The sequence below is a fragment of the Bradyrhizobium sp. 62 genome (genome assembly GCF_023073035.1).
In the GTDB taxonomy this organism is placed as follows: Bacteria; Pseudomonadota; Alphaproteobacteria; order Rhizobiales; family Xanthobacteraceae; genus Bradyrhizobium.
Genome location: NZ_JADPIT010000027.1, coordinates 26,057 through 49,249, shown reverse-complemented (window position 1 = coordinate 49,249; position 23,193 = coordinate 26,057). Strand labels below are relative to the sequence as shown.

At 65.2% G+C, this 23,193-nt stretch carries 28 protein-coding genes, 1 tRNA gene and 1 pseudogene; 13 read left to right on the top strand and 17 right to left on the bottom strand.

From position 1 onward, the window contains the following. Nucleotides 1-276 precede the first annotated feature (276 nt). The 3 genes from IVB47_RS26035 to IVB47_RS26025 all read left to right on the top strand — a co-directional run bounded on the left by IVB47_RS26035 (nt 277) and on the right by IVB47_RS26025 (nt 2,636). Complete coding sequence (locus IVB47_RS26035) at nt 277-1,248, top strand: S1C family serine protease (RefSeq protein WP_247465592.1); 972 nt, start codon at nt 277-279, stop codon at nt 1,246-1,248. 28 nt (nt 1,249-1,276) lie between these two features. Further along, the gene (locus IVB47_RS26030; RefSeq protein ID WP_247465590.1) at nt 1,277-2,347 is read left to right on the top strand and encodes a phospholipase; all 1,071 of its coding nucleotides are present in this window, start codon (nt 1,277-1,279) and stop codon (nt 2,345-2,347) included. An 82-nt stretch (nt 2,348-2,429) separates the two neighbouring features. Further along, on the top strand, nt 2,430-2,636 hold the full coding sequence (locus IVB47_RS26025) for a hypothetical protein (protein ID WP_027514183.1): 207 nt from the start codon (nt 2,430-2,432) through the stop codon (nt 2,634-2,636). A gap of 82 nt (nt 2,637-2,718) precedes the next feature. On the opposite strand, the gene IVB47_RS26020 is transcribed toward IVB47_RS26025, so the two are convergent. The 5 genes from IVB47_RS26020 to IVB47_RS26000 all read right to left on the bottom strand — a co-directional run bounded on the left by IVB47_RS26020 (nt 2,719) and on the right by IVB47_RS26000 (nt 5,521). Beyond that, complete coding sequence (locus IVB47_RS26020) at nt 2,719-3,378, bottom strand: DsbA family protein (RefSeq protein WP_027565644.1); 660 nt, start codon at nt 3,376-3,378, stop codon at nt 2,719-2,721. 87 nt (nt 3,379-3,465) lie between these two features. After that, the gene (locus IVB47_RS26015) at nt 3,466-4,188 is read right to left on the bottom strand and encodes an LrgB family protein (RefSeq protein WP_027565645.1); all 723 of its coding nucleotides are present in this window, start codon (nt 4,186-4,188) and stop codon (nt 3,466-3,468) included. Beyond that, nucleotides 4,185-4,568: a CidA/LrgA family protein gene (locus IVB47_RS26010; protein ID WP_247406828.1), complete on the bottom strand. Its 384-nt coding sequence runs from the start codon at nt 4,566-4,568 to the stop codon at nt 4,185-4,187. The genes IVB47_RS26015 and IVB47_RS26010 overlap by 4 nt, the downstream gene beginning before the upstream one ends. Nucleotides 4,569-4,612: 44 nt before the next feature. Next, the gene (locus tag IVB47_RS26005) at nt 4,613-5,089 is read right to left on the bottom strand and encodes a PaaI family thioesterase (RefSeq protein WP_247465587.1); all 477 of its coding nucleotides are present in this window, start codon (nt 5,087-5,089) and stop codon (nt 4,613-4,615) included. A 3-nt stretch (nt 5,090-5,092) separates the two neighbouring features. Further along, on the bottom strand, nt 5,093-5,521 hold the full coding sequence (locus IVB47_RS26000) for an acyl-CoA thioesterase (protein ID WP_247406832.1): 429 nt from the start codon (nt 5,519-5,521) through the stop codon (nt 5,093-5,095). A gap of 129 nt (nt 5,522-5,650) precedes the next feature. On the opposite strand from IVB47_RS26000, the gene IVB47_RS25995 reads away from it, so the two are divergent. After that, on the top strand, nt 5,651-6,199 hold the full coding sequence (locus tag IVB47_RS25995; protein WP_027565649.1) for a TetR/AcrR family transcriptional regulator: 549 nt from the start codon (nt 5,651-5,653) through the stop codon (nt 6,197-6,199). Between the two features lie 47 nt (nt 6,200-6,246). On the opposite strand, the gene IVB47_RS25990 is transcribed toward IVB47_RS25995, so the two are convergent. Then, a complete protein-coding gene (locus tag IVB47_RS25990; protein WP_247465584.1) occupies nt 6,247-6,729 on the bottom strand; it encodes a hypothetical protein in 483 nt (160 codons plus the stop codon). A gap of 202 nt (nt 6,730-6,931) precedes the next feature. Between IVB47_RS25990 and IVB47_RS25985 the strand changes: the two genes are divergently transcribed. Both IVB47_RS25985 and IVB47_RS25980 read left to right on the top strand, forming a co-directional pair. Beyond that, nucleotides 6,932-7,216: a PsiF family protein gene (locus tag IVB47_RS25985; protein ID WP_007597424.1), complete on the top strand. Its 285-nt coding sequence runs from the start codon at nt 6,932-6,934 to the stop codon at nt 7,214-7,216. Between the two features lie 96 nt (nt 7,217-7,312). After that, nucleotides 7,313-8,399 (top strand): annotated as a pseudogene (locus tag IVB47_RS25980) (AbrB family transcriptional regulator). 3 nt (nt 8,400-8,402) lie between these two features. Here IVB47_RS25980 and IVB47_RS25975 read toward each other — a convergent pair. Continuing rightward, a complete protein-coding gene (locus IVB47_RS25975; protein ID WP_247357770.1) occupies nt 8,403-8,942 on the bottom strand; it encodes a disulfide bond formation protein B in 540 nt (179 codons plus the stop codon). 154 nt (nt 8,943-9,096) lie between these two features. On the opposite strand from IVB47_RS25975, the gene IVB47_RS25970 reads away from it, so the two are divergent. The 5 genes from IVB47_RS25970 (at nt 9,097) to IVB47_RS25950 (ending at nt 12,920) form a co-directional block, all read left to right on the top strand. Next, a tRNA-Leu gene (locus IVB47_RS25970) sits at nt 9,097-9,181 on the top strand. Between the two features lie 173 nt (nt 9,182-9,354). Further along, nucleotides 9,355-9,657 (top strand): hypothetical protein, encoded by a 303-nt coding sequence (locus IVB47_RS25965; protein ID WP_247465579.1) that lies wholly within the window; start codon nt 9,355-9,357, stop codon nt 9,655-9,657. A gap of 160 nt (nt 9,658-9,817) precedes the next feature. After that, a complete protein-coding gene (locus tag IVB47_RS25960; protein ID WP_247357768.1) occupies nt 9,818-10,051 on the top strand; it encodes a hypothetical protein in 234 nt (77 codons plus the stop codon). Between the two features lie 251 nt (nt 10,052-10,302). Further along, nucleotides 10,303-10,986: a response regulator transcription factor gene (locus tag IVB47_RS25955; protein ID WP_027565655.1), complete on the top strand. Its 684-nt coding sequence runs from the start codon at nt 10,303-10,305 to the stop codon at nt 10,984-10,986. Continuing rightward, entirely contained in the window at nt 10,983-12,920 is a 1,938-nt protein-coding gene (locus tag IVB47_RS25950) for an ATP-binding protein (protein ID WP_247465576.1), read from the top strand. Before IVB47_RS25955 ends, IVB47_RS25950 begins: the two co-directional genes overlap by 4 nt. Before the next feature lie 117 nt (nt 12,921-13,037). Here the strand turns inward: IVB47_RS25950 and IVB47_RS25945 are convergent, their stop codons facing one another. Continuing rightward, entirely contained in the window at nt 13,038-13,319 is a 282-nt protein-coding gene (locus tag IVB47_RS25945; protein WP_247285761.1) for a hypothetical protein, read from the bottom strand. Between the two features lie 69 nt (nt 13,320-13,388). On the opposite strand from IVB47_RS25945, the gene IVB47_RS25940 reads away from it, so the two are divergent. Further along, a complete protein-coding gene (locus IVB47_RS25940) occupies nt 13,389-13,778 on the top strand; it encodes a hypothetical protein (protein WP_247465572.1) in 390 nt (129 codons plus the stop codon). Nucleotides 13,779-13,874: 96 nt separating this feature from the next. Here the strand turns inward: IVB47_RS25940 and IVB47_RS25935 are convergent, their stop codons facing one another. The 4 genes from IVB47_RS25935 to IVB47_RS25920 all read right to left on the bottom strand — a co-directional run bounded on the left by IVB47_RS25935 (nt 13,875) and on the right by IVB47_RS25920 (nt 16,896). Further along, the gene (locus IVB47_RS25935; protein WP_247465570.1) at nt 13,875-14,588 is read right to left on the bottom strand and encodes a hypothetical protein; all 714 of its coding nucleotides are present in this window, start codon (nt 14,586-14,588) and stop codon (nt 13,875-13,877) included. Nucleotides 14,589-14,691: 103 nt separating this feature from the next. After that, nucleotides 14,692-15,402 (bottom strand): hypothetical protein, encoded by a 711-nt coding sequence (locus IVB47_RS25930; protein ID WP_247465568.1) that lies wholly within the window; start codon nt 15,400-15,402, stop codon nt 14,692-14,694. Nucleotides 15,403-15,534: 132 nt separating this feature from the next. Beyond that, nucleotides 15,535-15,783 (bottom strand): hypothetical protein, encoded by a 249-nt coding sequence (locus tag IVB47_RS25925; protein ID WP_247285759.1) that lies wholly within the window; start codon nt 15,781-15,783, stop codon nt 15,535-15,537. 138 nt (nt 15,784-15,921) lie between these two features. Continuing rightward, nucleotides 15,922-16,896, bottom strand: a complete 975-nt coding sequence (locus IVB47_RS25920; RefSeq protein ID WP_247465566.1) for a nitronate monooxygenase — start codon at nt 16,894-16,896, stop codon at nt 15,922-15,924. Nucleotides 16,897-17,004: 108 nt separating this feature from the next. On the opposite strand from IVB47_RS25920, the gene IVB47_RS25915 reads away from it, so the two are divergent. Then, on the top strand, nt 17,005-18,567 hold the full coding sequence (locus IVB47_RS25915; RefSeq protein ID WP_247465564.1) for an AMP-binding protein: 1,563 nt from the start codon (nt 17,005-17,007) through the stop codon (nt 18,565-18,567). A 10-nt stretch (nt 18,568-18,577) separates the two neighbouring features. Here the strand turns inward: IVB47_RS25915 and IVB47_RS25910 are convergent, their stop codons facing one another. The 5 genes from IVB47_RS25910 to IVB47_RS25890 form a co-directional block, all read right to left on the bottom strand. After that, nucleotides 18,578-19,351 carry a thioesterase family protein gene (locus IVB47_RS25910; protein WP_247465562.1) on the bottom strand — a complete coding sequence of 258 codons (774 nt, stop codon included), beginning with the start codon at nt 19,349-19,351 and terminating at the stop codon, nt 18,578-18,580. Between the two features lie 88 nt (nt 19,352-19,439). Beyond that, on the bottom strand, nt 19,440-20,408 hold the full coding sequence (locus IVB47_RS25905; protein ID WP_027565664.1) for a nitronate monooxygenase family protein: 969 nt from the start codon (nt 20,406-20,408) through the stop codon (nt 19,440-19,442). Nucleotides 20,409-20,556: 148 nt separating this feature from the next. Further along, nucleotides 20,557-21,957, bottom strand: coding sequence for an aspartate ammonia-lyase (locus tag IVB47_RS25900; protein WP_027565665.1), 1,401 nt, complete (start codon nt 21,955-21,957; stop codon nt 20,557-20,559). Between the two features lie 30 nt (nt 21,958-21,987). Then, nucleotides 21,988-22,524, bottom strand: a complete 537-nt coding sequence (locus IVB47_RS25895; RefSeq protein ID WP_247465560.1) for a hypothetical protein — start codon at nt 22,522-22,524, stop codon at nt 21,988-21,990. 48 nt (nt 22,525-22,572) lie between these two features. Further along, nucleotides 22,573-23,175: a YqaA family protein gene (locus IVB47_RS25890; protein ID WP_081747784.1), complete on the bottom strand. Its 603-nt coding sequence runs from the start codon at nt 23,173-23,175 to the stop codon at nt 22,573-22,575. Nucleotides 23,176-23,193: the final 18 nt, after the last annotated feature.

Here is a 23,193-nt window from a genome sequence, read left to right as displayed (position 1 = left end):
TGATCTCTAGGTCAAACCAAGCGGCAATGGTTAGCAGCTTCATTGTACGGCGCCTAGCACCTCGCCGGACAGCAGCCATGCGGTCAATGCCGGAGAGCCGCCCGACCGACCGACCGTGCATAACCGGTCCTGTGCCTTTCAAAGATTTCACACGGCGTTCTCTGGAATAGTTAGGAACGAGGCTTTCAAGACGGCCTCCTCCGGCCTAAATTATGCGTGCTTCGTGCGTCGTTCCGCTAGCCACGGCGGAGCGATGCTCTCAGCCAGGAGAACTCGATGCCCGCCCTGACCGAATGGAGAGTGCCGCCGGCCAATCAACCGCGTGCGAGCGATTACGATTTCGATCTCGACCGCGCGCTCGCCTCCGTCGTCGGCCTGCATGCCATCATCCCGCCGGACGCCTTCAGCGCCGAGACACTGGGGACCGAACGCGCCGGCAACGGCGTCGTGATCGACGATGGGCTGGTGCTCACCATCGGTTATCTCATCACCGAAGCAGAGTCCGTGTGGCTGCATGTCGGAGACGGGCGCGTGGTGGAAGGACATGTGCTCGGCTTCGACGCCGTCACCGGCTTTGGCCTGGTGCAGGCGCTCGGCCAGCTCGACGTCGCCCCCTTGCCGCTCGGTATCTCGGCCGAGACCCGGCTCGGCGACCGCGTCGTGGTCGGCGGCGCCGGGGGACGCACGCGTTCGGTCGCGAGCCAGATCGTGGCCAAGCAGGAATTCGCCGGCTACTGGGAATATCTGCTGGACGAGGCCATCTTCACCCATCCCGCGCACCCGAACTGGGGCGGCACGGCGCTCCTCAACGAGCGCGGCGAGCTGATCGGCATCGGCTCGCTGCAGCTCGAACGCGAGCGCGACGGCAAGGCCGAGCACGTCAACATGATCGTGCCGATCGACCTGTTGAAGCCGATCCTCGACGATCTGCGCAAGTTCGGTCGCGTCAACAAGCCGGCACGGCCATGGCTCGGACTCTTTTCGACCGAGATCGACAACCGCGTGGTGGTGATCGGAATCTCCGCCAATGGTCCCGCCGCCCGCGCCGAGCTCAAGACCGGCGACGTCATCCTCGCGGTCGACGGCGAGAAGGTCACGAGCCAGACCGGCTTCTACAAGAAGCTGTGGGGCCTCGGCGCCGCCGGCGTCGACGTGCCGCTGACGGTACATCATGAAGGCGTCACCTTCGACGTCACGGTGACCTCGACCGATCGCTTCAAGCTCTTGAAGGCGCCGAAGCTGCACTGACAAGGCGAACTGACGCAGGGAAACGACGATGAGCGAGGCCGTCGTTGACGACATCGTGGCCGTGCTGCCGCCGCTGCTCAATGCGCTGGAAGCGCTCGCATTCTTTCAGCGAAACCTGCACCCGCCGGCCTTCGGCTCCGTGATGAACGCGATCGGCGCTCCCGACGAGGCGCTGCAAACGGCGCGCGCGGCAATCGGAGAATGGCCGGGGCAGTTCACCGGACTGCGCGAGCGGCTCGATCGTGCCTGCGACGAAACGCTCGCCGCCTTTGCCAGCCTGCGCGAGGTTGAGCGTGGCAATGGCGACCTCGTCGCGGTGTTCCGCGCGCTGCGCCATGTGCCGCGCGCGCAGGAGGCACTCTATCCGCTGGCCGTGCAGTTTCCGCCGGTCAGCAGCTTCTTCCTCAACGCCGCCATGCGCGAGAATGCCGACCTGTTGTCGCGGCTCGAAGCCGGCGCGGACGCGCACACCGGCATCATCCACGATCACAACGAGCCCGGCAGCCGCGGCGGCTTTTCGGTCTACGTGCCCGAATATTATACGCCCGATCGCGCCATGCCGCTGGTGGTGGCGCTGCATGGCGGCAGCGGCAACGGCCGCGGGTTTCTGTGGAGCTGGCTGCGCGACGTCCGCAGTCTCGGTGCAATCCTGGTGGCGCCGACCGCGACCGGCCCGACCTGGGCCCTGATGGGTGACGATTCCGACACGCCCAACCTCACGCGCATTCTCGAAACGGTGCGCAGCCGCTGGACCATCGACGCCTCGCGCATGCTGCTGACCGGCATGAGCGACGGCGGCACCTTCTGCTACGTCACCGGGCTCGACGGCGCCTCGCCCTTCACGCATCTCGCGCCAGTCTCGGCGACCTTCCACCCGCTGATGGCGGAGATGGCCGACGCCACACGCCTGCAGCGCCTGCCGATCTTCATCACGCACGGCAAGCTCGACTGGATGTTTCCGGTGCAGACCGCGCGGCAGACGCAGGCAGCCCTCGCCGCCGCCGGCGCGAATGTCACCTATCGCGAGATCGACGATCTCAGCCATACCTATCCGCGCGAGATCAACGCGGAGCTGGTGCAGTGGCTGAATGGAGAATGAACGACCTCTCCTTACCTGCGCCGCACTGTCGCGGAACAATCGATCCGGGTCGACGTTATCGCCCGTCATTGGAGGTTTCGCGATGCGGATGTTTCTTGGAATGATTTTGGGCGCGCTGCTGCTCGGCTGCGGCGTGTATGTCTATGACTCCATGCAGACGTCGTCGGTTGCTAATGGCGAGGTCGCGACGACCAATCGCACCATCGTGAACTGGGATGTCGCAAAAGCCGACTGGGACGCGCTGCGCGATCGCGCGCACAAGGACTGGGTCCGCATCTCCTCGAAGTAACGACGTGGTATCGTGAATGAAATGAGGCGCCGTCGCGGGTCCGCGGCGGCGCCTTCGTCTTGCGCGGTGAATATCGCTCGGCTCAGTTCATCTTGGCCTTGCGGGCGTCGGCGATGACCTGCTCGAACTCGTTCATGCTGAGCACGCCCGGCACGCGGTACTTGCCGACGATGAAGGACGGGGTGCCGCGGAAACCGAAGGCTTCGGCCTGCTCGTTGTTGCGCTTGAGCAGAGCGTCGATGTCCTTGGCGTGGTCGGCGAGATCGCGCTTCAACCGATCCATGTCGACGCCGGCGGCCGCGAGCAACTCGTTGATGCGTGGCTCGGTCAGGCGCGAGCTGACGCCCATCATGGCGTCATGGGCCTGGTGGTATTTGTCCTGGAATTTCGCCGCGAGCGCCGCCCGCGCGGCGGTGACCGAGACCGGCCCGAGGATCGGCCAGTCCTTCATCACCAGCCTGACCTTGCCGTCGTCCTGGATGACCTGACGCAACTCGGGCTCGAGCTTGCGGCAATAGGGGCAGTTATAGTCGGACCATTCGATAATACTGATATTCCCGTCGGGATTACCGGCGACGGGAACATCCGGGTCGCGCAGCACCTTGGCTTCGGTCAGCACCTCGTCTTCGTCGGTCGCCGCGCGCGCCGAGGTGATTCCACCCGCGACAAGGGCGCCCGCCCCAATCAGCGTCAGCGCCGCGCGCCGCGTCGGCACAAGGGCTTTATTCCTGAATCCAGCCATATCTCGTTCCATTTCGGTCCCATCTCCGTCGATACGGTTCGAGACTGGGAATTGTTACAGCTCATATAGAGTGTCGCGGCGCCGATGTCATCGCACCAGCAGCGTGACCGCCAAGGGTACCAGGAAGGAGGTCACCAAGGCGTTCAGGCTCATGGCGATCCCGGAGAAGACGCCGGCGATCTCGTCGACCTGGAACGCTCGCGCGGTACCGATCCCGTGCGCGGCAAGGCCGGCGGCAAAGCCGCGGGCGCGGAAATCGCTGATGCCGGTGCGGTTCATCAGCGGCGTCACGATGATCGCGCCCATAATGCCCGTAAGGATAACCGCAACCGCAGCCAGCGAGGGATCGGCGTGCAGGGATTCGGCGATGCCCATGGCAACACCGGCCGTGACGGATTTCGGCGCGAGCGACAAAACCACTTCGTGCGGCAGACCGGCAAGTTGGGCCAGTAACACCACGGACACCACGGCCGTGACCGATCCCGCGACCAGCGCCACCAGCATCGGCACGATCGAGGCGACGACGCGCTTGCGGTTCTCATAGAGGGGAACAGCCAGCGCGACCGTCGCGGGCCCCAAAAGGAAATGCACGAACTGCGCGCCGGCGAAATAGGTCGTGTAGGAGGTGCCGGTTAGCAGCAGGAACGCGCCGACGATCCACATCGCATGCAGCACGGGATTGGCGAGCGGATGGCGCCGCGTCGCCAGCGACACCGCGTCCGTACCGGCATAGACCAGCAGCGTCACTGTCAACCAAAGCAGCGGCGACTGCGAGAGATAGACCCAGAGCGAGAACGGATTGTCCTTCATCGCGCGTCCTGTTGCCTCAACAGGCGGCTGACCAGGCGGAAAGTGAGTACGGTTGCGAGCAGGGTGACGACCACCGACAGCGCGAGCACGAGGATGATGGCGATGCCGTGGGACGCGAGCAGATCGAGCTTCTGCACGACGCCGACCCCGGCCGGCACGAACAGCAGCGACAGATGCGCGAGCAGACCCTTGCTCGCCGTCTCGACGCCATCATCACGCAGCGGCCCGCGCGCGAGAAGCGCAAAGCGGTCGCGCGCGAGCAGCAGGATGAGGAGCAGCAAGAGGCCAAGCACCGGGCCCGGCATCGGCAGGCCGAGGCCGCGCACGACGGCTTCGCCGATCAACTGGCAGAGCAGAATGAGACCAAGGCTTGCAAGCATGACTTAGGCATCAAGGGATGCGCCGGCAGTCTTGTCAATCACCGCTATGCAGCGGTCGTGCGCGGCGCTTGCGCAGCCGCAACGCGCGGCAGCATTGCCATCAGCGTCCCGGTCATCATGGCGATCAACGTGACCTTGCCCTCGTGCTCGGCAAACGCCCTGGCCTCGCAAAAGGTCAGCGTGCGGCCGGGCTTGACCACTTCGGCCTTGAAGACGAAACGCTCGCCCCGTGCCGGCGCGAGCAACGTGGTCTTGAACTCGACGGTGAGGATATCGGCCTCGCACGGCATCAGGGTGAAGGCAGCGACACCACAGGCATTGTCTAGTCCTGCGGTAATGATGCCGGCGTGGACAAAGCCGTTCTGCTGTGTGAGGGCCGGCGAATGCAGCATGGCGAGTTCAGCCTCGCCCGGCGCAAGGCGGACGATCGCGATGCCGAGCGTGTGCATTGCCGGCTGGCGATCGAACATGGCGATGGCAGCCGCGCGGTAGCCCGGGTTCTTCGGCTCGTATGCGGCCATGGCTCAGGCCTCCGCCGGCTGGGCGAGATGTCTCAAGGCGATCTCGCGAATGTCGTCCGTGAACAGCACCGATTTGCGCAGGCTGCGGTCCATGTGCACGCCCGTGATCTCGCAGAACGCGGCGATCTCGCCGGTATCGGCATTGATCATGTCGTGCCGGAAGCGGATCGATTTGTCGCGGATCTCGAGCAGGTGACTGCGGATCTCGACGATGTCGCCGGCGAGCAACTCGCGCTTGTAGGTGATGTTCTGCTGCACGGCGGCCATGCCGCGGCCGGAGCCGCGCAGATAGCTCGGCGTCAGCCCGAGCCGGGCGAACAGATTCCAGTTGGCTTCGTCGAACTTGCCGACATACCACATGATGTTCATGTGGCCGACGTGATCGCACTGCCACGGATAGACCGTGCCGCGATAGGTCGCCTCCTGCTCCATCGCAATTCTCCCTGACCTTTTCTGGCTTTGATTGTTGATACGGTAGCGTATCAACCTCCTCCCGCGTTAACAATACGGTACCGTATCAAGAATCGGCGAGGCTGCTCAAGAATCGGCGAGGCTGCCTGCATGAGTGACGGCAAAGGCGATGTCTGGGTCGAGGCAGGGTTCACCGAACTCGCCCGATCGGGGGTCGAGGGGGTGCGGGTCGAGGTGCTCGCCAAGAATCTGGGCGTCACCAAGGGCGGCTTCTACCGCCGCTTCGCCGACCGTGCCGCGCTGCTCGGTGCCATGCTGGAGCGCTGGCGCGAGGGGCGCTCAACGGCGATCGCGCAGCAGACGAGCCTTGATGGCCAAGAGCCCCGTGAACGGCTGAGGGCAGTGATCCAGCTCTATTCGGAGCGGCTCAATCCGGACGGGATGGCAATCGAGCTTGCGATCCGGCAATGGGCCCGCTCGGACGAGGGCGCCGCGGCAGCGGTGGCGAACGTGGACGCGGCGCGGCTGAAGCACGTCGCCGAACTCTATCGCGCGACCGGCCTCGAGACCGAGGCAGCTGAAGCGCAGGCTTTCCTGTTCTACTGCTTCATCTTCGGCCAGAGCCTGCTGTTCGTCGAGCGCGGCCCGCGCAAGCGATCGCAGCTCGTGGCGAAATCGGCCGAGAAGCTACTGGATTAAAGCAAGAGGCCGGAGCTTGGCTCCGGCCTCTGCGTCGTCTTGAAGCCTCAGGCGGCGCCCTTCAGCTTCTTGTTGCATTCGCTGTAATAGCCGCCGCCCTTCTCGATCCACTTCATGCCGCCATTGCCGTTGGTGGTCTTGTTGGCGTTGTACTGGTCGACGCAGGTGTGCAGGCGCCCCTTGCCGGGGGTCTCCTTGGCGTATTTCGGATCAACGGCGTTCGGATAGATCGCGGGGCCGGCCGGCAGGGTCGGCGCGGCAGCCGGGGCGGCCTCCTTCTTCGCCTGCTTCGGCTCGGCGGGAGCAGCAGGAGCGGCCGCGGTCGGCGCAGCCGCTGGCGTCGCATCCGCGCCGCACTGGGCCTTGCGGAAGTCATTCCACTTCGTGGTGCCGAGCGAGCCGTCCTTCTTGGCGGCCTGGTATTTCGCGCTGCACTCCTGCGAGGTCAGCGCCTGCGCCGGCGCACTCACCACCAGCGCGGCAAAGCCCGACAGCGCAACTGCACACAGCAACTTTGATTGCATGGTCATCCTTGGTCTCCTCCTTGATCTTCCCCCGAGGGAAGTGAACCGAGGATTGCTATCCTAGCGTGCCGCCGGCTCGCGACAAGGAAGCGATGGCTGCTGCCGCCAAAATATAGTGATCCTCCACGTTCGAATTATTCATGTCGCGTTCAGCAAGGCCAGCCGACTTTCGCGCCCTTCGCAATTCCCGCAAGAAGAGTGCAGCATCATGACCTTCACATCTCGCCTCGCCGTCGTCGCTCTCGCCTCCCTGCTCGCCACCGGCACTGCCTTCGCGCAGACCGCCGCGCCGGCAGCAAAGACCGACACCAAGACCACAACCGCCGCCCCCATGGACAAGAAGGCACCGAAGGAGCACTCGGCCGAGTCGCTCGAATGCTCCAAGCAGGCCGACGCCAAGGGCCTGCACGGCAAGGAGCGCAAGAAATTCCGCTCCGAATGCATCAAGACCGCCAAAGCCGGTATGGCCGCGCCGGCTGCGGACAAGAAGTAAATCCTTCCCCCTGCTCGCGGCTTCGGGAGAGGCGCGCGCATTGCGGCATGACGTGGCCGCAATTGTGCGCCTCTCGCTGTTTTGCGATAAGGCGGTGTGAAGCAAATCACCGTCTCCCTGCCGTTCGAATGGCCGAGCCGTGCCAAGATCTTGAGCACGACGGAAACGCTTGTCATCGGCACCGCCGGCGGCCTCGTGTTTTTGCTCGCGGGCCTTCCGGGGGGGATTGATCTCGGGCTCCATGATCGCGGTCGGGATCGCCGCGATCGCCGGTCGCCAGCTGACGCTGCCGCCGATCCTGACCCAGACCGTGCTGGTGCTGCTCGGCATTTCGTTAGGATCAGTCGTCTCGCGCCACCTGCTTCAACAGGTCAGTGCCTATCCGCTCACCATCGGGCTGCTCGCGCTCGCGACCTTCTGCTCGACCTTCGGCTCGAGCTATTATCTCCAGCGCATCCACGGCTGGGACCGCACCTCGGCCTTCCTTGCGGGCAGCCCCGGCGCGCTGTCGCAGATCACGATTTTGGCGGTCGAGCGCGGCGCCGACTTGCCGGGCATCGCTGTGGTGCAGACCATGCGCGTGATCATCCTCACCGCGGCGCTGCCGATGGTGCTGGCGTTCGCCGGCGTCGCGCCCTCCGTCGCGCCATCGCTGACGACGACCATCGCCTCTCCGCTCGACCTCGTCGAGCTGGTCGCGGCCTCGCTGGCCGCGGCGCTCGTCCTGCGGCTGATCAGGTTTCCGGCGAGCTGGATGTTCGGCGCGATGATCGGCTCGAGCGTGTTGCATGGCGCAGGCTGGGTCGAGGGCGGCCTGCCGGACTGGGTACGCGGCGTGGCGCTGATCGGCATCGGCGCCCTGATCGGCAGCCGCTTCGCGCGGATGCAGATCAAGACGCTCGCCGGCCACATCAACGCGGCGCTGGGCTCGTTTGCCGTCGCCATCGCCGTCTCCGCGATCTTCGTCGGCATCGTGGCGCTCACCACGCAGGTGAAATTCTCCGACGTCGTGGTCGCCTACGCACCGGGCGCGATGGACGCCATGCTGGCGCTGGCCCTGACGCTGCACATCGACCCGATCTTCGTCGGCGCACATCACCTCTCGCGTTTCGTCTTCGTGACGATCGCGACGCCAGGCATCGTGCACCTGTTCGGCCGGACGCAGGACGATGTGGATGATTGAGCCTTAGCGCTTCGCAGTCGCAACGAATCCCCACGCGGCGATCGCAGCTATCAACAGCGAGATCAGCAAATTGTAGCCGGCAAGCGAGAGGCCGAGGAAGCGCCACTGCACCTCGTCGCAGCGGACCACCTTCACGGTGTCGAGTCGCGACAGCAGGTCGGTGGCGCTGCCGAGATTGACGACGGGACCGGAGCAGTCGGTCGGTCCCTTCCAAAAGCCCCATTCGACGCCGGCGTGATAGGTGCCGAGTCCGGCATTGGCGAGGCTCGCCAGCACAAGGATCGCGAGGCCCGCGAACAGCAGCGGCCTCGGCGCACCGCCCCGCGCCGCGAGTGCGATGAGCAGGCCCAGCGGGATCGCGAGGTAATAGGCGTAGCGCTGCTCCAGGCACAGCGGACAGGGCACGATCCCGAGCACCAGCTGGAAGAACCAGGCGCCTGCGATCGTCGCGGCTGCAATCAGCGTGACCGCGAGCGAAGCGACCAGCGCGGGGCTCGTGGCCGCCGGTTTGAATGCAGGTATTGCGGCACTCTGGGTCGTCACGGCAGCCTCTTTTCGATGGGTCGCTTTCCAAGGCTGTAACCCCGGCTCATGCGGCTGTCGAGAACGGCCGGGATCACTTTGGCGCGGGTTGACCCCGCTTGGTCCATGGCTATAGTCCGCCGGCTTCGCGACGCCCGCTCAGGGCCGACCGAGGGCCCCTGTGGCGGAACTGGTAGACGCGCTCGACTCAAAATCGAGTTCCGCAAGGAGTGCTGGTTCGATTCCGGCCAGGGGCACCACGCTTCGCCCTTTTCGGGCTTCGCGTGGCGCAGCCCGCCAAGCCCGAAAGGGTGAAGCGTGTCCGGCGAAGCCTCTTGGCGAAGACGGACTGTCTCGGCCTCCCCCTCCCTAGCAATCGTCACATGCCACCTGTATAAACCGGTAGCTTCTTCCGCAATTCGAAGGAGCTCATATGAACGACCTGCACACGTGGCTTTCGCAACAGCACCACGGCCTGCGCACCTTCCGGATCTTTCAGCAAAAGCTCGAGACGCTCGGCCGCGACGACCCCGAACAGCGCGGCCTGTGCCGTCTGTTGAGCGGTCTCGTCGGCAGCTATGTCGAGACGTTCGATGAGGCCCCGCTGCCCGTCGAGGTCGCTGACGGCGCCTATCATCGCCTGCTGACGCTGGTCGCAAGCCTCGACCTCGCGGGCGACACCAGCCGGCGGCTCGCGGACATCAACCGGGTTGCGACCTGCGAACTCTGGCAGTGACGAGAGCGGGCCGCCGTCCGGCTCACATCCCCATCCTTGGGACACTTCGCCAGGAGAGGGCCGCGTGCTTCCCTGCACGAGCCTCCCTCGACGGGTTCGACTTCGCAGAGCCGGTCCCTATATCGTAGGGCAATCTATGTTGATGCAGCGAGCAGCTTCGATGGCCAGGAGACGCGCGACCGAAACGGACGCTGACGACGTCCCCCGCTTCTTCGTCTGGGTGCGCGGTCTCGAGGGCCCCGAACCGCAGAAATGGATGGCGATGGATTTCGGCGTCGGTGACTGGAAGCGGCCGCTCGTGCTCGCCTATCTGGAGCTGCCGGAGGGCGAGCGACACTTGCCGTTGTCGGCGCTGGCCCGGCGATACCCACCGCCGCGGGGAGAGGCTTCGTAGAAGAGCCATCCTGGACGGAGGCAAGGATCTCGCCAGCCCCTCAACCCAGGGCGAGCAACGCCGCACGGCGCTAATCACGGTGCAGCGTCTGCCAGTGCCGCCGACGCCATCGGCCGCAGCAAAGCGATAGGCGGCGTCCGCGACGGCGGAAGAGTGACAATGCGCCCCCATGATTATGGGTGTCGCGGCGCCCGCACCGCAGCTAAACTTGGCCCTGCGCCGCGGGGGACACGCGGTGCAGGACGATGATCATGACCGAACAGGGCGAGACGGGTGAAGCCATCACCATCCTCCTCGTCGAGGACGACGCGCCGACCTGCTGGCGGCTCCACGACGCGCTGGTCAAGGCCGGTTACGAGGTGCGCAGCGCCGGCACGCTCGCAGAGGCCCGCGCCGGGCTCGGCGACCGGGCGCCGCGCGTGCTGCTCACCGATCTGCGGCTGCCCGACGGCCACGGCGTCGAGCTGATCCGCGAGACAAGGCAACGCTTTCCCGACACCGAGATCATGGTGATCTCGGCGCTCGGCGACGAAGAAAGTGTGATCTCCGCGATCACGGTCGGCGCCACCGGCTATCTCCTGAAGGATGCGTTCCCCACCGACATCGCCACCACCGTGCGCGATCTGGTCGCCGGCCATTCGCCAATCTCGGCCTCGATCGCCCGTTTCATCGTGCGCAGAACGCAGGGTACCGCGCAGAATGCGGCCGAGCCTCCGCCCGGCCCCGCGCTCAACACCGCAAGGCTCACCCCACGCGAGATCGACATCCTCTGGGGCATCGCCAAGGGCTTCAGCTACGCCGAGATCGCGAGCCATCTCGGCCTGTCCAGGCAGACCGTGCCCGGCCACATCAAGAACATCTATCGCAAGCTCGAAGTGCACACCCGCAGCGAAGCGGTGTTCGAAGCAGTGCAGCAGGGCCTGATCAAGCTGTGAGCGAAATCGCGGCGAAGGCACCGGTCAAACCCGCGCGGCGCCGGCTGCTGGTCTCGCGCCTCGTGCCCTATCTGCTGCTCCAGGCACTGATATTGGTCGCAACTGTCCTCGGGCTGCGGCTGCTCCAGCCCAGCGACCCCGACGACTTTGCCCTGAGCGAATTCTCGCTGCGCGAGGACGGCGTGGCGCGCCCCGTGACGCTGCCGCATTTCACGTCGTCACGCTATTCCCTGGCCGACCCGCCGCTCTACAGCGGCGCCTTCACGTTCCGCCGCGGCGATGTGGCGTCGGGATGGTCGGTATTCCTGCCGCGCTTCAGCAATGCGGTGGAGGTCTCAATCAACGGCGTCATCATCCTGGATTCCCGACGCGATGCCAACGCCAACCGGCCCGACCGCAACACTCCGCAGATCGGGTCGATCCCGTCCTCGCTGCTGCGCGAGGGCGCGAACGAGATCACGGTGCGGCTGTTGGTTTGGGGACCGCTCAAGGGCTTTCTCGACACCGTCTATGTCGGGCCGGATGCGGCCTTGCGGCCGGCCTACGAGACACGCACGCTGATGTTCGTCACGTTGCCCGTGGTGTTCTCCGCCTGGCAATCGATCCTCGCCGTCATCCTGGCTATCATGTGGCTGATGCGCCGCCGCGAGCCGGTTTACGGCGTGCTGGCCGTAGCGATGGTACTCGGCGTGGTGCAGGCCTTCGCGCCACCACCGGTGCCCCCCGTCAACACGTCCCGGCTCGCCGCGGTGTTGCTCGCGTCCGCACCGATCGAGAGCGCCCTGGTCGTCGTATTCGGCGTGCTGTTCTTCGGCTGGCGTTGGCCGCGTTACGGCATGCTGCTGTTCGCGCCGGGGCTCGTCGTGTTCAGTGTCGGGCTGATCGCCGGCCCGCCGTTGCCGCGCATTCTGTTTCTCCTGTTGGGGATTCCGACCGTCGGGATCTGCCTGTTGCTGATGGCCTGCGTCACAGCTGCCGCAGTGGTGCGGCGGCAGGACGCGGCAAGCTTCACGCTCGGCTGCGCGGTGACCATCGTGCTGATCTGCTGGGTCCACGACATGCTGTCGGTGTTCGAGATCGTGACCGACGAGCGCATCTTCCTCTCGCGCCTGTCCTATTCGGCGATGCTGGTCGCGATCGGCGCCGGCTTGACCTGGCGGTTCGCGCGCGCGCTGAACCAGGTCGACAGCTTTGCCGGCCAGCTCGTAACGCGCGTACGCGAGGCCGAGGAGCGGCTGAAGGCGAGCTTTGCCCGCGAGGAGGAGCGTGCGCGGGCCGCCGCGCTTGCCAATGAGCGCACGCGACTGATGCGCGACCTGCATGACGGCCTCGGCGGCCAGCTCATCAGCATCGTGGCACTGTCCGAGCGCGGGCACGAGGGCGCGACCATCACTGACGCCGCCCGTGCGGCGCTGAAAGACCTCCGCCTCGTCATCGACTCCATGGACGACATCGGCGGCGACCTGATGCTCGCACTCGGCTCCTGGCGCGAGCGCGCGACCGCACAATTGCGACCACACGACATCGCACTCGACTGGCACGTGGCGACGCCGCAAGGGCTGCCGCTGCATCCCGAGCTCAGGCCATGGCATGTCATCCAGATCGTGCGCATCCTCGACGAGGCCGTGACCAATGCGGTCAAGCACGCAGAGGCCCGCCGCATCGCGGTCACCATCGAGACGGTCGACGGAGGTCAGGGACCGTACGGTGTGATCAGGGTCGCGGATGACGGCAAGGGCTTTGCGAACGGTTGTGCGCCGGTCGGCAGCGGCGGGGCCACCGACGCGAGCCAGACCGCGCGGGGCCTTCGCAACATGAGGAGCCGTGCCGCGCGCTGCGGGGCGATGCTCGATCTGAGCTCGGATTCCTCAGGCACGCGCGTGCGGCTGCAATTGCCGCAGATTTTCCCCGACAGCGGTGCCGCCGTCGGCTGAAAAGCCCCCTCTCCGAACGTGTGGGACGCGCGGAGAGAGGGACGGGCCGCATGATTTGCCTGCGGAGGACGGGGAGTTCGTCCGCACGGCTCCTTCGCCCGAACTCTTTCGTTGTTCTCAGCGCACGCCCACGCGATTGACCGGACCACCGCGATTCATCGGCGAGCCCGCGCGCACGCCGACACCGGGCGCACCGACCCCGGGTGTCGCCACGGCGACCGCGGCGGCCGGCGCTACCCTCACCGCTGCCGCCGGTCGCACCACGCAGCCTTTGGGTATGCCGACCGTCTTGCAATAGACCACCGCTTGCGCCGGGCTCGTGCCCAGCGACACCATCGCCGAACCTGCCAGCGCCAAAATCGTCAACCCGGCGCTCAGCGCTCCCGCTCTTTTCGACATCTTGCTCTCCTGCTTGCCGTTCGGCGTCCCGATGCAATCACCGGGTCTCGCAGCCGACGTGCAGCCTGAATGACAAAAGACGGCGCGCTGATACATGCCATGAAAATGGGGGTACGGCGGCGGGACGGGCTGGCCGATGCCATGAACATGGCATGGACCTGCGCCCGGCGCTCGCGAGATGGTCCGGCCCGCTTGATCCCAGGCGGGACCAACGACATTCCAAGGAGGTGTTTTATGAAGATTTCGGTTCTTGCCGTGCTGCTGCTCGCCGCTACGGCCCAGACCGCCGCTGCGCAATCCGGTCCGACCCCACAGGAGCAGATGACCTGCCGAAGCGACGCGAGCAAATTCTGCGTCGAACACATCGGCAAGCCGCCGCAGATGAATGCCTGCCTGCGCGAGAACAAGTCGAAGCTTTCGGACGGCTGCCGCAAGGTCGTGGAGTCGCACGGCGGGTGAGTGGCCGCCGTCCGCGGCACAAATCTCGCGGGTGTTGCGTCAGACCATAGCCGTCGATGCGCCCGTCATAGATCGCGCGCGACGGCGAGGACGGACCTAATCGTCGTCGCCGAATAGCCTGATCTGCGGAAAGCCGCCGCGCGGCCGGCTCGGGACCTCGCGCGCGTCGGCATCTTCGCGGATGTTGCGCGCGACGTCGTCCCAATCGGTCCGGTCGCGCATCCCACGCGGCTCGCGGGAATCGTAATGACGGCGCTCGGCCCAACGCTCACGGCGCTCCGTCCGGCGCCGTTCAGACGTGGCCCGCTTGACGTCAGAATCTCTGGCCTTGGCAAAGGCGTTGTCGGGTGGGGATGACGGCTCTGTCGACGCCTGCTGTGCAGCAGGCTTCGCGAGTTGCGGAGGCGATGCCGGCGCTGGCTTGGGCGGCTCTACCGCAGCCGCTTGCGAAGGCTGTTGCGCTGGCTGTTCAGCGTTGGCCTGAGTGGTCTGCGTGCCGGGCTTCGCGGCTTCGGATTTTGCTTCAGGCGTGGATTCGGGTTTAGCGTCGGATTTCGCTTCGGCCTGCGCTGGCGCGGCGACCATGGCGCCAAATGCTTGCGAGCCGGTGAGATATTGCAGGCGCTCGGATGGCGCATCCGTCGTGCCGGGCTTGGCGTCAGCGCGTTGCGCCATCTTGCTGGTATCAGGCCCCTGCTTGGGCGAGACCGGATTCATGATATTGGCGGCGACAATGCCGCCGCCGAGACCAATGGCGATGGCTGCGACGATGGTTCCTGCACCGACGAAATAGGCTGTCGAGGCGCGCATTGGTCCACTCCCTCTTTGGAGCGGGCAACGCTTGTCGATTGCCGGATGTTCCCGATACAGGCGCAGTTCCGGGAGGAACTTGATTCCGGAAGAAACTTGCGCGTTAGATCTGCTGCGCCACCTTCTCGAGCCCGATGATGCGGGCGAGCTTGCGCACTTCCTCTTTCTGGTCGTCACGCAGCTGGAACAGCAGCGGCATCGCCGCCGACTTCAACTGCTGGACCTCGTCGCAATTGGGATCGATCGGAACACCCTGCACGTTCGGATTGGACAGCTTGTTTGCCGAGATCTTGCGGACAACATTGCGCAGCGCGGTTTCGACCGAGGGCCAGTAATATTCTTGCGACGACGACAACTTCAGACGGTCCCTGATGCCCGCGATCTGCACGTCGGACAATAGCGAATAGGATTTTTGCGGCTGCGGCTTGGCGACGACCTTCGGCTTGGCCGGGACTTCGACGGCAGGAATGTCTGCAGCGGCCGGAGCCTCGTTCACGCTCGCCTTAGGCATCGGGAAATCCGCTGGCGTGGCGGCGGCAAACGCTTGGCGCAGCGGCTCGGTCAGCACGGGCATCTGCGAGAGCTTGTCGGCAGGAACCTGGACCGGGTCGAACGCGGCCGAGGCCAGTGCCAGCGTCGGAACCAGACGATCGGCCTTGGCGGCCCGATCGGTTGCAAGCGGCTTGGGTGCCGGCGCCTGCGTGATCATTTCGGCGCTGACGCTGGGCACGCTGTCGCGGCCGAGAATGGCGGTGGTGGCGGCGCCGAGGACGAGGAAGCAGGTCAGCACGACGATGGTGATGGCTTTCGACAAACGTCTCTCCGCAACCGGCTTCAAGTCCACGTGATCACTGCCCGGAAACTGGGCGAAAATTAAGGCTTAACCGTGCCATTGCGACGGCAATCGCGCGGACTACGGCGACATTGCCTAGAAAGCTCAACAAAATCAGGCAGCTATCGCCAGATCGTAGGCGTCCTGGATGTCGGCCACGATCTCCGAGGCCTCCCAGACTCCGCGCGGCTCGACCGATTGCAGCGCCACCGTCCAATTGCCGCCCCGGCGGGTGCGGGGGACGCTGACGATGTCGAAGCGCACATTGCGGCACAGCGGGTGGCGGGCCAGCGCATGGGCTACGCGAACACGAATCTCGTCCAGCGAAGCCGCCGTCCTGGCGTTGAGAAAGTCGAAGTCCATCGCCTGTCCCTCTCGGTCCTGATTGGCGCCGTGAGAGGGATTCTTGCCGGGCGTTGGTTAATCTGCCGTTAAGTGGGGGCCTCTAAGGAGCGCTCGATTAACCGTGAGGGGCGACGGGCCCTGTCGGTCTCCGCATTTTCACGGGGAGACGCGGCCACCCGCCCCTCGATACTCGGCGACCGTCCCTGCGACGAGATCGTCAACCGCGAGCACGTCGGTCACGCCGGATGTCGAGTGCCCACCGCTCCAGATATCGCGCCAGCGCTTTGGCCGGTTCTCCCGTGCGGCGACGTCGATGTCCTTGGCGATGTCGATGGCCCCGCGCGCCGGCAGGTCGTCGGGATCGAGACCCGCGGCGACGATCGACGGCTTTAGCATGCTGGTTTGAAGTCCCGTGAACGCGGTGGTCAGCAGGATATCGTCGGCGCTGCTCTCGACCAGAAGCCGCTTGTAACGATCATCCGCCATGCTCTCGTGGGTCGCGATGAACTTCGTGCCCATGTAGCCGAGATCGCAGCCGAGCACTTCGGCCGCGCGCAATGCGTGGCCGTCGCTGATACCCCCCGCGAGCACGATGATGCCATCGTAGAACGCCCGCACCGCACGGACGAAGGCGAACGGGTTGAGCCAGCCGGTCTGCCCGCCCGCGCCCGCAGTAAGCAGCACGAGCCCGTCGGCACCTGCTTCCGCCGCGCGTTCGGCGTGGCGGATCGAGGCAACATCCGCAAGCACCAAGGCGCCGGCGTCGTGCAGCGGCTTGAGCACCGGTGTGGGGGAGCCGACCGAGGTGATGACGATCTCCGGCCTGTGGCGCAGCAACACGGCGAGATCCTGCTCCAGCCGCGCGTTGGAGCGGTGCACGATCAGGTTTGGGCACAGCGGCGCGGCCTTGCGGCCGGTTTGATCTTCATGCCGCAGCAGCCGCGCTTCGATGTCGGTGAGCCATTCATCGAGTTGCTCGGTGCTACGGCAATTCGCGCTGGGGAAGCTACCGATCACACCGTTGCGGCAGGCGGCGACCATGAGCTCGACGCCCGACACCAGAAACATCGGCGCGGCGATCAGCGGCAGGGCGAGACGACCGTGGAAACGTTGCAGCCGATCTGACGTCACGCATGCCTCCCTCGCGCGGGCTTAGTCGTTCCCTCCCGCATTCCCTGTGCTAGCGTCGCGGTAAACATTGGCACGCCGGAAGCCGATGACAAAGCAGCGAGGAAACATATGTCCGATCCGCTCCATGCATCGTCTCCGACTTGCGCGCAGGCGCTGCGGGCGCTGTCGCGCTACCCGGGCCGAACCGCGTTCGCGTGGCCCGGCGGATCGCTGAGCTATCAGGGCACCATCGACCTGATCGGGCGCATCCAGGGCCTGTTCATGCGGCTTGGATTGCGGCCCGGCGCGCGGGTCGCCTTCCTCACCGCGAACCGCGCCGACACATGGTGCGCCGGCGTCGCCGCGCAATTGTCGCGGCTCTGCGTCACCTGGCTGCATCCTTTGGGATCGCGGGGAGACCAGCTGTTCCAGCTCGAGGATTCCGGGGCCGAAATGCTGGTGGTCGATGCGGGCTCCTTCCGCGAGCGCGGCGGCGAGCTCGCCGCACAGGCGGCCTGGCTCAAGGCGGTGTTCACCACGGGACCGGCTGACTACGGCGTCGACCTCTTGCAGGCGATCGAGATCGAAGGCCATGCCAGCGCGCATTGCCTCGCCGGCCCCGACGATCTGTCCACCCTGAATTACACCGGTGGCACGACCGGCAAATCCAAGGGCGCGTTGCGCTACCACCGCGAAAATGCCGGAGCCGCGGCCGCGATCCTTGCGGACTTCGAGATCCCCGATGGCGCGCGCTACCTCGCGGTGGCACCGATCAGCCATGTCGCCGGCACGAAAGTGCTGCCGACCTTGATGCGGGGCGGCACCGTGCACATGCTGAAGGGTTTTGATCCCGAGGCGGTACTGGCGACGATCGCACGCGAGCGCATCAACTTCACGCTGTTCGTGCCGACCATGATCTACGTGCTGCTCGATCATCCCGCGCTCGACAAAACCGACCTCTCCTCGCTTGAGCTCGTGCTCTATGGCGCCTCCGCGATGTCACCGAGCCGGCTGATCGAGGGCATCGAGCGGATCGGGCCGGTGTTCTCGCAGCTCTACGGCCAGACCGAATGCTATCCAATCTCGGTGCTGCGCAAGGCGGATCACGATCCCAACAGGCCGGAGCTGTTCCTGTCATGCGGTTTCCCGATCGCGGCGTGCGAGGTCAAGATCCTCGACGACAACGACCAGGAAGTGAAGACGGGCGAAGCCGGCGAAATCTGCGTGCGCGCTCCACACGTCATGGCGGAGTACTGGAAGCGGCCGGACATCACCGCCGAGACGCTGAAGAACGGCTGGGTGCACACCGGCGACATCGCTCGCAAGGACGATCGCGGCTACATGTTCATCCTCGACCGCAAGAAGGACATGATCGTCTCCGGCGGCTTCAACATCTTTCCGCGCGAGGTCGAGGACGTGCTGTCGCAGCATGCGGACGTGGCCATGGTGGCGGTCGTAGGCATCCCCGACGAGAAATGGGGCGAAGCCGTCACGGCTGTCGTCGTCCTGCGCGAAGGCGCAAAACCTGACGCCGATGAACTGATCAATCTGGTGAAGACGCGAAAAGGCTCGGCCCATGCGCCGAAGCAGATCCAGTTCGTCAAGCAACTCCCGATGACGGGTGTCGGCAAGGTCGACAAGAAGGTGCTGCGCGGGAGCTTTTGGAGCGGGCGGGGCCGGATGGTGGGATAGAAAAGGTGCCTTACCGCTTCTCGATCACAAGGCTTTGCACGGCGCGGCCGAAATAGCCCTGCCGGTCGGCGAGCCGCGACATCGCAAGCCCGGCGCCATCGGGACCGATCCAGGAATCGCCGTCGAGCAGGATCCATTCGCCGATCGGCTGGCGCGAAAAGCTCACGGTGAGGTCGGCGTTGATATAGGTCCAGGCGCGGAAATCGAGCGACGAGGCGGTGCCATTGGAAAAATCGGCCGCGACCACGGCGCGCATCGCCTGCGAGAGCGGTTCGCCTGCGATCAGGGGATGGTCGACGCGAAACCAGATCGCGCCGGCGCCGGCCTGGCCGAAGCGGCCGCGCGCGGCACGCATCGACACCGATCGCACGAACGGACTGGTGGCGGCATGACCGTCCTCGAGCAGCGAGTCCTCCGGGGACGGCAGCGTAACCGGCAGCGCCTTGACGTCCTCGGGCAGCGTCAGCGCCTGGCGCTTGATCTTGAGCACGGTGGCGCCGACCACCTGTACGCCGTCGGCGAGCAGCTTGACCCCGCAGAGCTGGATCTTGCGGCCCTCGCGCAAGATCTCGGTCGCGATCGTGAGCGGCGCCACCGGCACCGGGCGCATCAGGTCGATGGTGACGCGCGCGATGTCCATCGCGACAGGCGTCGGAATACGCTCAGCCGCCCACGTCACCAGCGAGGCCGGCGCCGAACCGTGCTGCATACGCCGGTCCCACGGGCCCGCAGCATCCGGGCTGGTGACGACGCTGTCGCCGTCGACGCGGTAGATGGGGATCATCGGTTCTCCGTGATGCATGTGCGGAGTTCAGCAAAAAGTGTCGTCCCGGCCCCTAGTGCGCAATTGGGCACTAGCCGGACGACTAAGATCACAACGGCGGATCAACCGCCTCGTCGTATTCCCTCTTGAAGCGCGCGATCATTTCGGCGGCGGGCACGATGCCGTCGATGCTGCCGACGCCTTGGCCTGAACCCCAGATTTCCTTCCAGGCTTTTGGCTTGGCACGCTCGCCGGAGGCATCAGTGCCGAAGTTCATCTTGGAGGGATCGGACGTCGGCAGGTTCTCCGGATCCATACCGGCGGCGAGAATCGACGGCTTCAGATAGTTGCCATGCACGCCGGTGAAGAGGTTGGAATAGACGATGTCATCGGCCGTCGCGCCCGCGATCATCTCCTTGTACTTCTCGACCGCATTGGCTTCCTTGGTGGCGATGAAGGCCGAGCCGATATAGGCAAAGTCGGCGCCGAGAATGCGCGCGGCGCGGATCGCCTTGCCGTTGCCGATCGCGCCCGACAGCGCGATCGGGCCGTCGAACCATTTTCGAGTTTCGGCGACGAACGCCAACGGCGAGATCGTGCCGGCATGGCCGCCCGCGCCCGCCGCGACCAGGATCAGGCCGTCGGCACCCTTCTCGATCGCCTTGTGCGCAAATTTCTGGTTGATCACATCGTGGAAAACGATGCCGCCCCAGCCGTGCACGGCCTGATTGAGCTCCTCGCGCGCACCGAGCGACGAGATGATCATCGGCACCTTGTACTTGGCGCAGAGCTGCATGTCATGGTCGAGCCGGTTGTTCGACTTGTGCACGATCTGGTTGACCGCAAACGGCGCCGACGGCTTATCGGGATGCGCGCGATCATACGCCGCGAGCTCTTCGGTGATGCGCGCCAGCCACTCGTCAAGCAGCTCCGGCGGCCGTGCGTTCAGCGACGGAAACGAGCCGACCACGCCCGCCTTGCACTGCGCGATCACGAGATCGGGCACCGAGATGATGAAGAGCGGCGAACCGATCACCGGGATCGACAGGCGTCCCTTGAACAAGGCAGGCATGGACATTGCGAGACGATCCTCTGTTGGCGACAAATCGAAGCTGGGAGCCATACCAACAAGGCAATCTTTCCACTGTCAAGTATTGCGTTTTGGTGCCGTGGAGGACGGCGTTACCGCAATTCCAAGCCGCGGAATTCAGCGCGGGACGACGCCATCACGCAATCAGGTCCGGATTGATCAGCCGCTCGAACGAGAACATCTCGTCCCATTTCTCCTGCGTCAGCAGCTTACGCTCGACCACGACGATCTGGTGCAGTGACTTGCCGCTCTTGTAGCCCTCGCGCGCGATCTCGGCGCATTGCTTGTAGCCGAGCAGCGGCTTCAGCACCGTAACGATACCCAACGAGTTCAGCACCATGTTGCGGGTATGCTCCTCGTTGGCAGTGATGCCCACGACGCAATTCTCGCGCAGGCTGTTGACCGCGCGCTCCATGGTGCGGATGGAGAAGAACAGCGCGAACGAGATCACCGGCTCCATCACATTGAGCTGGAGCTGACCCGCGGACGCCGCGAGCGTCACGGTGGTGTCGAGCCCGATCACGAGGAAGCTGGTCTGGTTGACGACCTCGGGGATGACAGGATTGACCTTGCCCGGCATGATCGAGGAGCCCGGCTGAAGCTGCGGCAGGTTGATCTCGTTGAAGCCGGCACGCGGGCCCGAGGCGAGCAGGCGGATGTCGTTGCAGATCTTGGTCAGCTTGCTCGCGGTGCGCTTGAGGACGCCGGAGAGCTGCACATAGGCGCCGGTATCCGACGTCGCCTCGACGAGGTCGCCTGCAAGGATGAAGTCGACGCCGGTGAGCGCGCTCAGATGCCGGACCGCGAGCTTGGGATAGCCCTGCGCAGCGGTGACGGAGGTGCCGATCGCGGTCGCGCCGAGATTGATCTCGCGCAGCAGCGCGCGGGCCTCGGAGATTCGATCGACCTCCTCGCCCATGGTGGTGCCCCAACCGCGGAATTCGGCGCCGAGTGACATCGGCACCGCGTCCTGTAGATGGGTGCGGCCCATCTTCAGCACGCGATCGAACTCCCTGCCCTTGGCGAAGAACGCCTCCTGGAGTTGACGCAGCGCCGTCATGTAGCTCTCGAGCCGCAGGATCAGCGCCAGCCGAAAGGCCGTCGGATAGGTGTCGTTGGTCGACTGGCCGTAATTGACGTGATCGTTGGGGCTGACGTGCTGGTAATCGCCCTTCGCAAAGCCGAGCGATTCCAGCGCGAGATTGGCGATCACCTCGTTGGCGTTCATGTTGGTGGAGGTGCCGGCCCCGCCCTGGATGAAGTCGGTGACGAACTGGTCCATCATATCGCCGGCGATGACGCGATCGCAGCCCACGATAATGGCTTCCGCGACTTTGGTGTCCACCGCCCCGAGATCGCGGTTGGCCATGGCGGCGGCCTTCTTGACGTAACCAAGCGCCTTTACGAAGTAAGGCTCCTGGTTCATCGGAATGCCGGTGATGTGGAAGTTCTCCTTCCCGCGGATGGTCTGGACGCCGTAATAGATGTCGTCGGCGATCTCACGCTGTCCGAGGAAGTCCTGCTCCGTGCGACTCATGGGCGCTCCTTGCTTGCTCGCGCGACGTCCTCAGTTCTGGCACAGCGCGCTGGTGACGAAGGTATCGGTGCGGCAGTCATCCGGTTTGCGTTGCCTGCCCGGAATCAGAACCTTGGCCGAGCACTTTTCCGCGGAGTCGGCATTCAGGCTCTTGCCTTCCGTGTACCCCTTGCTCTGGCAAAGTTTGTCGGCGGCGAGCTTGCAGTCGGGCGCGCCGTTCGACGAGGCCGGACAGGCCACGCGCCCCGACACCATGGTCGACGGCTTCGCCAGGCGCGACAAATCGTTCATGGTCTCGCTCGGGCTTTTGATCGGCGGCAGGATCGAGGGCAGCTTGTCGAACAGCTTGCCCATTTCGTTGATCAGCCCGGGATTTTCCTCATGCACCGGCGGCGATGGAGGGGCTGTCGAGGGCGCCGGTGCGGCCTGCGGTCCTTGCTCCTGCAAGCCGAGCGCCGGCGGTGCGGATTGCGGCCATCCGGTACCGCCGGCAAGGAGCAGGACCGAAAGCGCCGCAAATATCAGCCTGCCCAGTCGCAGGACCGGATTGCCGGATCGAAGCATCATGACGGCAACCGTAGCCGAACGAGACGCAGCGGCAAAGCGCCTTCGGGGTTAGATCAATTTGACTGCGACGACAAAGCCGAGCACGAGCACCGCGGCGCCGATTGCCACCACCAATCCGAGATGCTTCTCGATCTTGACCCGGATCCAATCGCCGTAGCGGTTGAGCAGAATCGCCACGATAAAGAAGCGCCCGCCACGCGCCACGATCGAGCACAGGATGAAGAGCCCGATATTGTAGCCGGCAAAGCCGGACGTGATGGTCACGAGCTTATAGGGGATCGGTGTCAGGCCCTTGAGCAGGATGATCACGGCGCCCCATTCGGCATAGGAGGCGCGGAAAGCGTCGACCTTGCCGCCGAGGCCATAGACCTCGATCAGCCAATGGCCGACCGAGTCGAAGAGCAGCGCACCGATGGCGTAGCCCAACAGGCCACCCAGCACCGACGTCGCAGTGCAGATCGCCGCATAGACCCAGGCGCGTTGCGGGCGCGCCAGTGACATGGGGATCAGCATCACGTCCGGCGGGACGGGAAAGAAGGAGCTTTCAGCGAAAGCCACGGCGCCCATGATCCAGAGCGCGTAAGGCTTGTGAGCGGCGTCGATGCACCAGTCGTAGATACGTTTCAGCATGGCGCCGCGATGAAGCACCATGGGACGGATTTGTCCATG

Excerpts from the sequence above, each read along its gene's own strand:
- IVB47_RS26035 (WP_247465592.1), top strand. The coding sequence starts at position 277 with ATGCCCGCCCTGACCGAATGGAGAGTGCCGCCGGCCAATCAACCGCGT.
- IVB47_RS26030 (WP_247465590.1), top strand. The coding sequence starts at position 1,277 with ATGAGCGAGGCCGTCGTTGACGACATCGTGGCCGTGCTGCCGCCGCTG.
- IVB47_RS26025 (WP_027514183.1), top strand. The coding sequence starts at position 2,430 with ATGCGGATGTTTCTTGGAATGATTTTGGGCGCGCTGCTGCTCGGCTGC.
- IVB47_RS26020 (WP_027565644.1), bottom strand. The coding sequence starts at position 3,378 with ATGGCTGGATTCAGGAATAAAGCCCTTGTGCCGACGCGGCGCGCGGCG.
- IVB47_RS26015 (WP_027565645.1), bottom strand. The coding sequence starts at position 4,188 with ATGAAGGACAATCCGTTCTCGCTCTGGGTCTATCTCTCGCAGTCGCCG.
- IVB47_RS26010 (WP_247406828.1), bottom strand. The coding sequence starts at position 4,568 with ATGCTTGCAAGCCTTGGTCTCATTCTGCTCTGCCAGTTGATCGGCGAA.
- IVB47_RS26005 (WP_247465587.1), bottom strand. The coding sequence starts at position 5,089 with ATGGCCGCATACGAGCCGAAGAACCCGGGCTACCGCGCGGCTGCCATC.
- IVB47_RS26000 (WP_247406832.1), bottom strand. The coding sequence starts at position 5,521 with ATGGAGCAGGAGGCGACCTATCGCGGCACGGTCTATCCGTGGCAGTGC.
- IVB47_RS25995 (WP_027565649.1), top strand. The coding sequence starts at position 5,651 with ATGAGTGACGGCAAAGGCGATGTCTGGGTCGAGGCAGGGTTCACCGAA.
- IVB47_RS25990 (WP_247465584.1), bottom strand. The coding sequence starts at position 6,729 with ATGACCATGCAATCAAAGTTGCTGTGTGCAGTTGCGCTGTCGGGCTTT.
- IVB47_RS25985 (WP_007597424.1), top strand. The coding sequence starts at position 6,932 with ATGACCTTCACATCTCGCCTCGCCGTCGTCGCTCTCGCCTCCCTGCTC.
- IVB47_RS25965 (WP_247465579.1), top strand. The coding sequence starts at position 9,355 with ATGAACGACCTGCACACGTGGCTTTCGCAACAGCACCACGGCCTGCGC.
- IVB47_RS25960 (WP_247357768.1), top strand. The coding sequence starts at position 9,818 with ATGGCCAGGAGACGCGCGACCGAAACGGACGCTGACGACGTCCCCCGC.
- IVB47_RS25955 (WP_027565655.1), top strand. The coding sequence starts at position 10,303 with ATGACCGAACAGGGCGAGACGGGTGAAGCCATCACCATCCTCCTCGTC.
- IVB47_RS25945 (WP_247285761.1), bottom strand. The coding sequence starts at position 13,319 with ATGTCGAAAAGAGCGGGAGCGCTGAGCGCCGGGTTGACGATTTTGGCG.
- IVB47_RS25940 (WP_247465572.1), top strand. The coding sequence starts at position 13,389 with ATGACAAAAGACGGCGCGCTGATACATGCCATGAAAATGGGGGTACGG.
- IVB47_RS25935 (WP_247465570.1), bottom strand. The coding sequence starts at position 14,588 with ATGCGCGCCTCGACAGCCTATTTCGTCGGTGCAGGAACCATCGTCGCA.
- IVB47_RS25925 (WP_247285759.1), bottom strand. The coding sequence starts at position 15,783 with ATGGACTTCGACTTTCTCAACGCCAGGACGGCGGCTTCGCTGGACGAG.
- IVB47_RS25915 (WP_247465564.1), top strand. The coding sequence starts at position 17,005 with ATGTCCGATCCGCTCCATGCATCGTCTCCGACTTGCGCGCAGGCGCTG.
- IVB47_RS25910 (WP_247465562.1), bottom strand. The coding sequence starts at position 19,351 with ATGATCCCCATCTACCGCGTCGACGGCGACAGCGTCGTCACCAGCCCG.
- IVB47_RS25905 (WP_027565664.1), bottom strand. The coding sequence starts at position 20,408 with ATGTCCATGCCTGCCTTGTTCAAGGGACGCCTGTCGATCCCGGTGATC.
- IVB47_RS25900 (WP_027565665.1), bottom strand. The coding sequence starts at position 21,957 with ATGAGTCGCACGGAGCAGGACTTCCTCGGACAGCGTGAGATCGCCGAC.
- IVB47_RS25895 (WP_247465560.1), bottom strand. The coding sequence starts at position 22,524 with ATGATGCTTCGATCCGGCAATCCGGTCCTGCGACTGGGCAGGCTGATA.
- IVB47_RS25890 (WP_081747784.1), bottom strand. The coding sequence starts at position 23,175 with ATGGTGCTTCATCGCGGCGCCATGCTGAAACGTATCTACGACTGGTGC.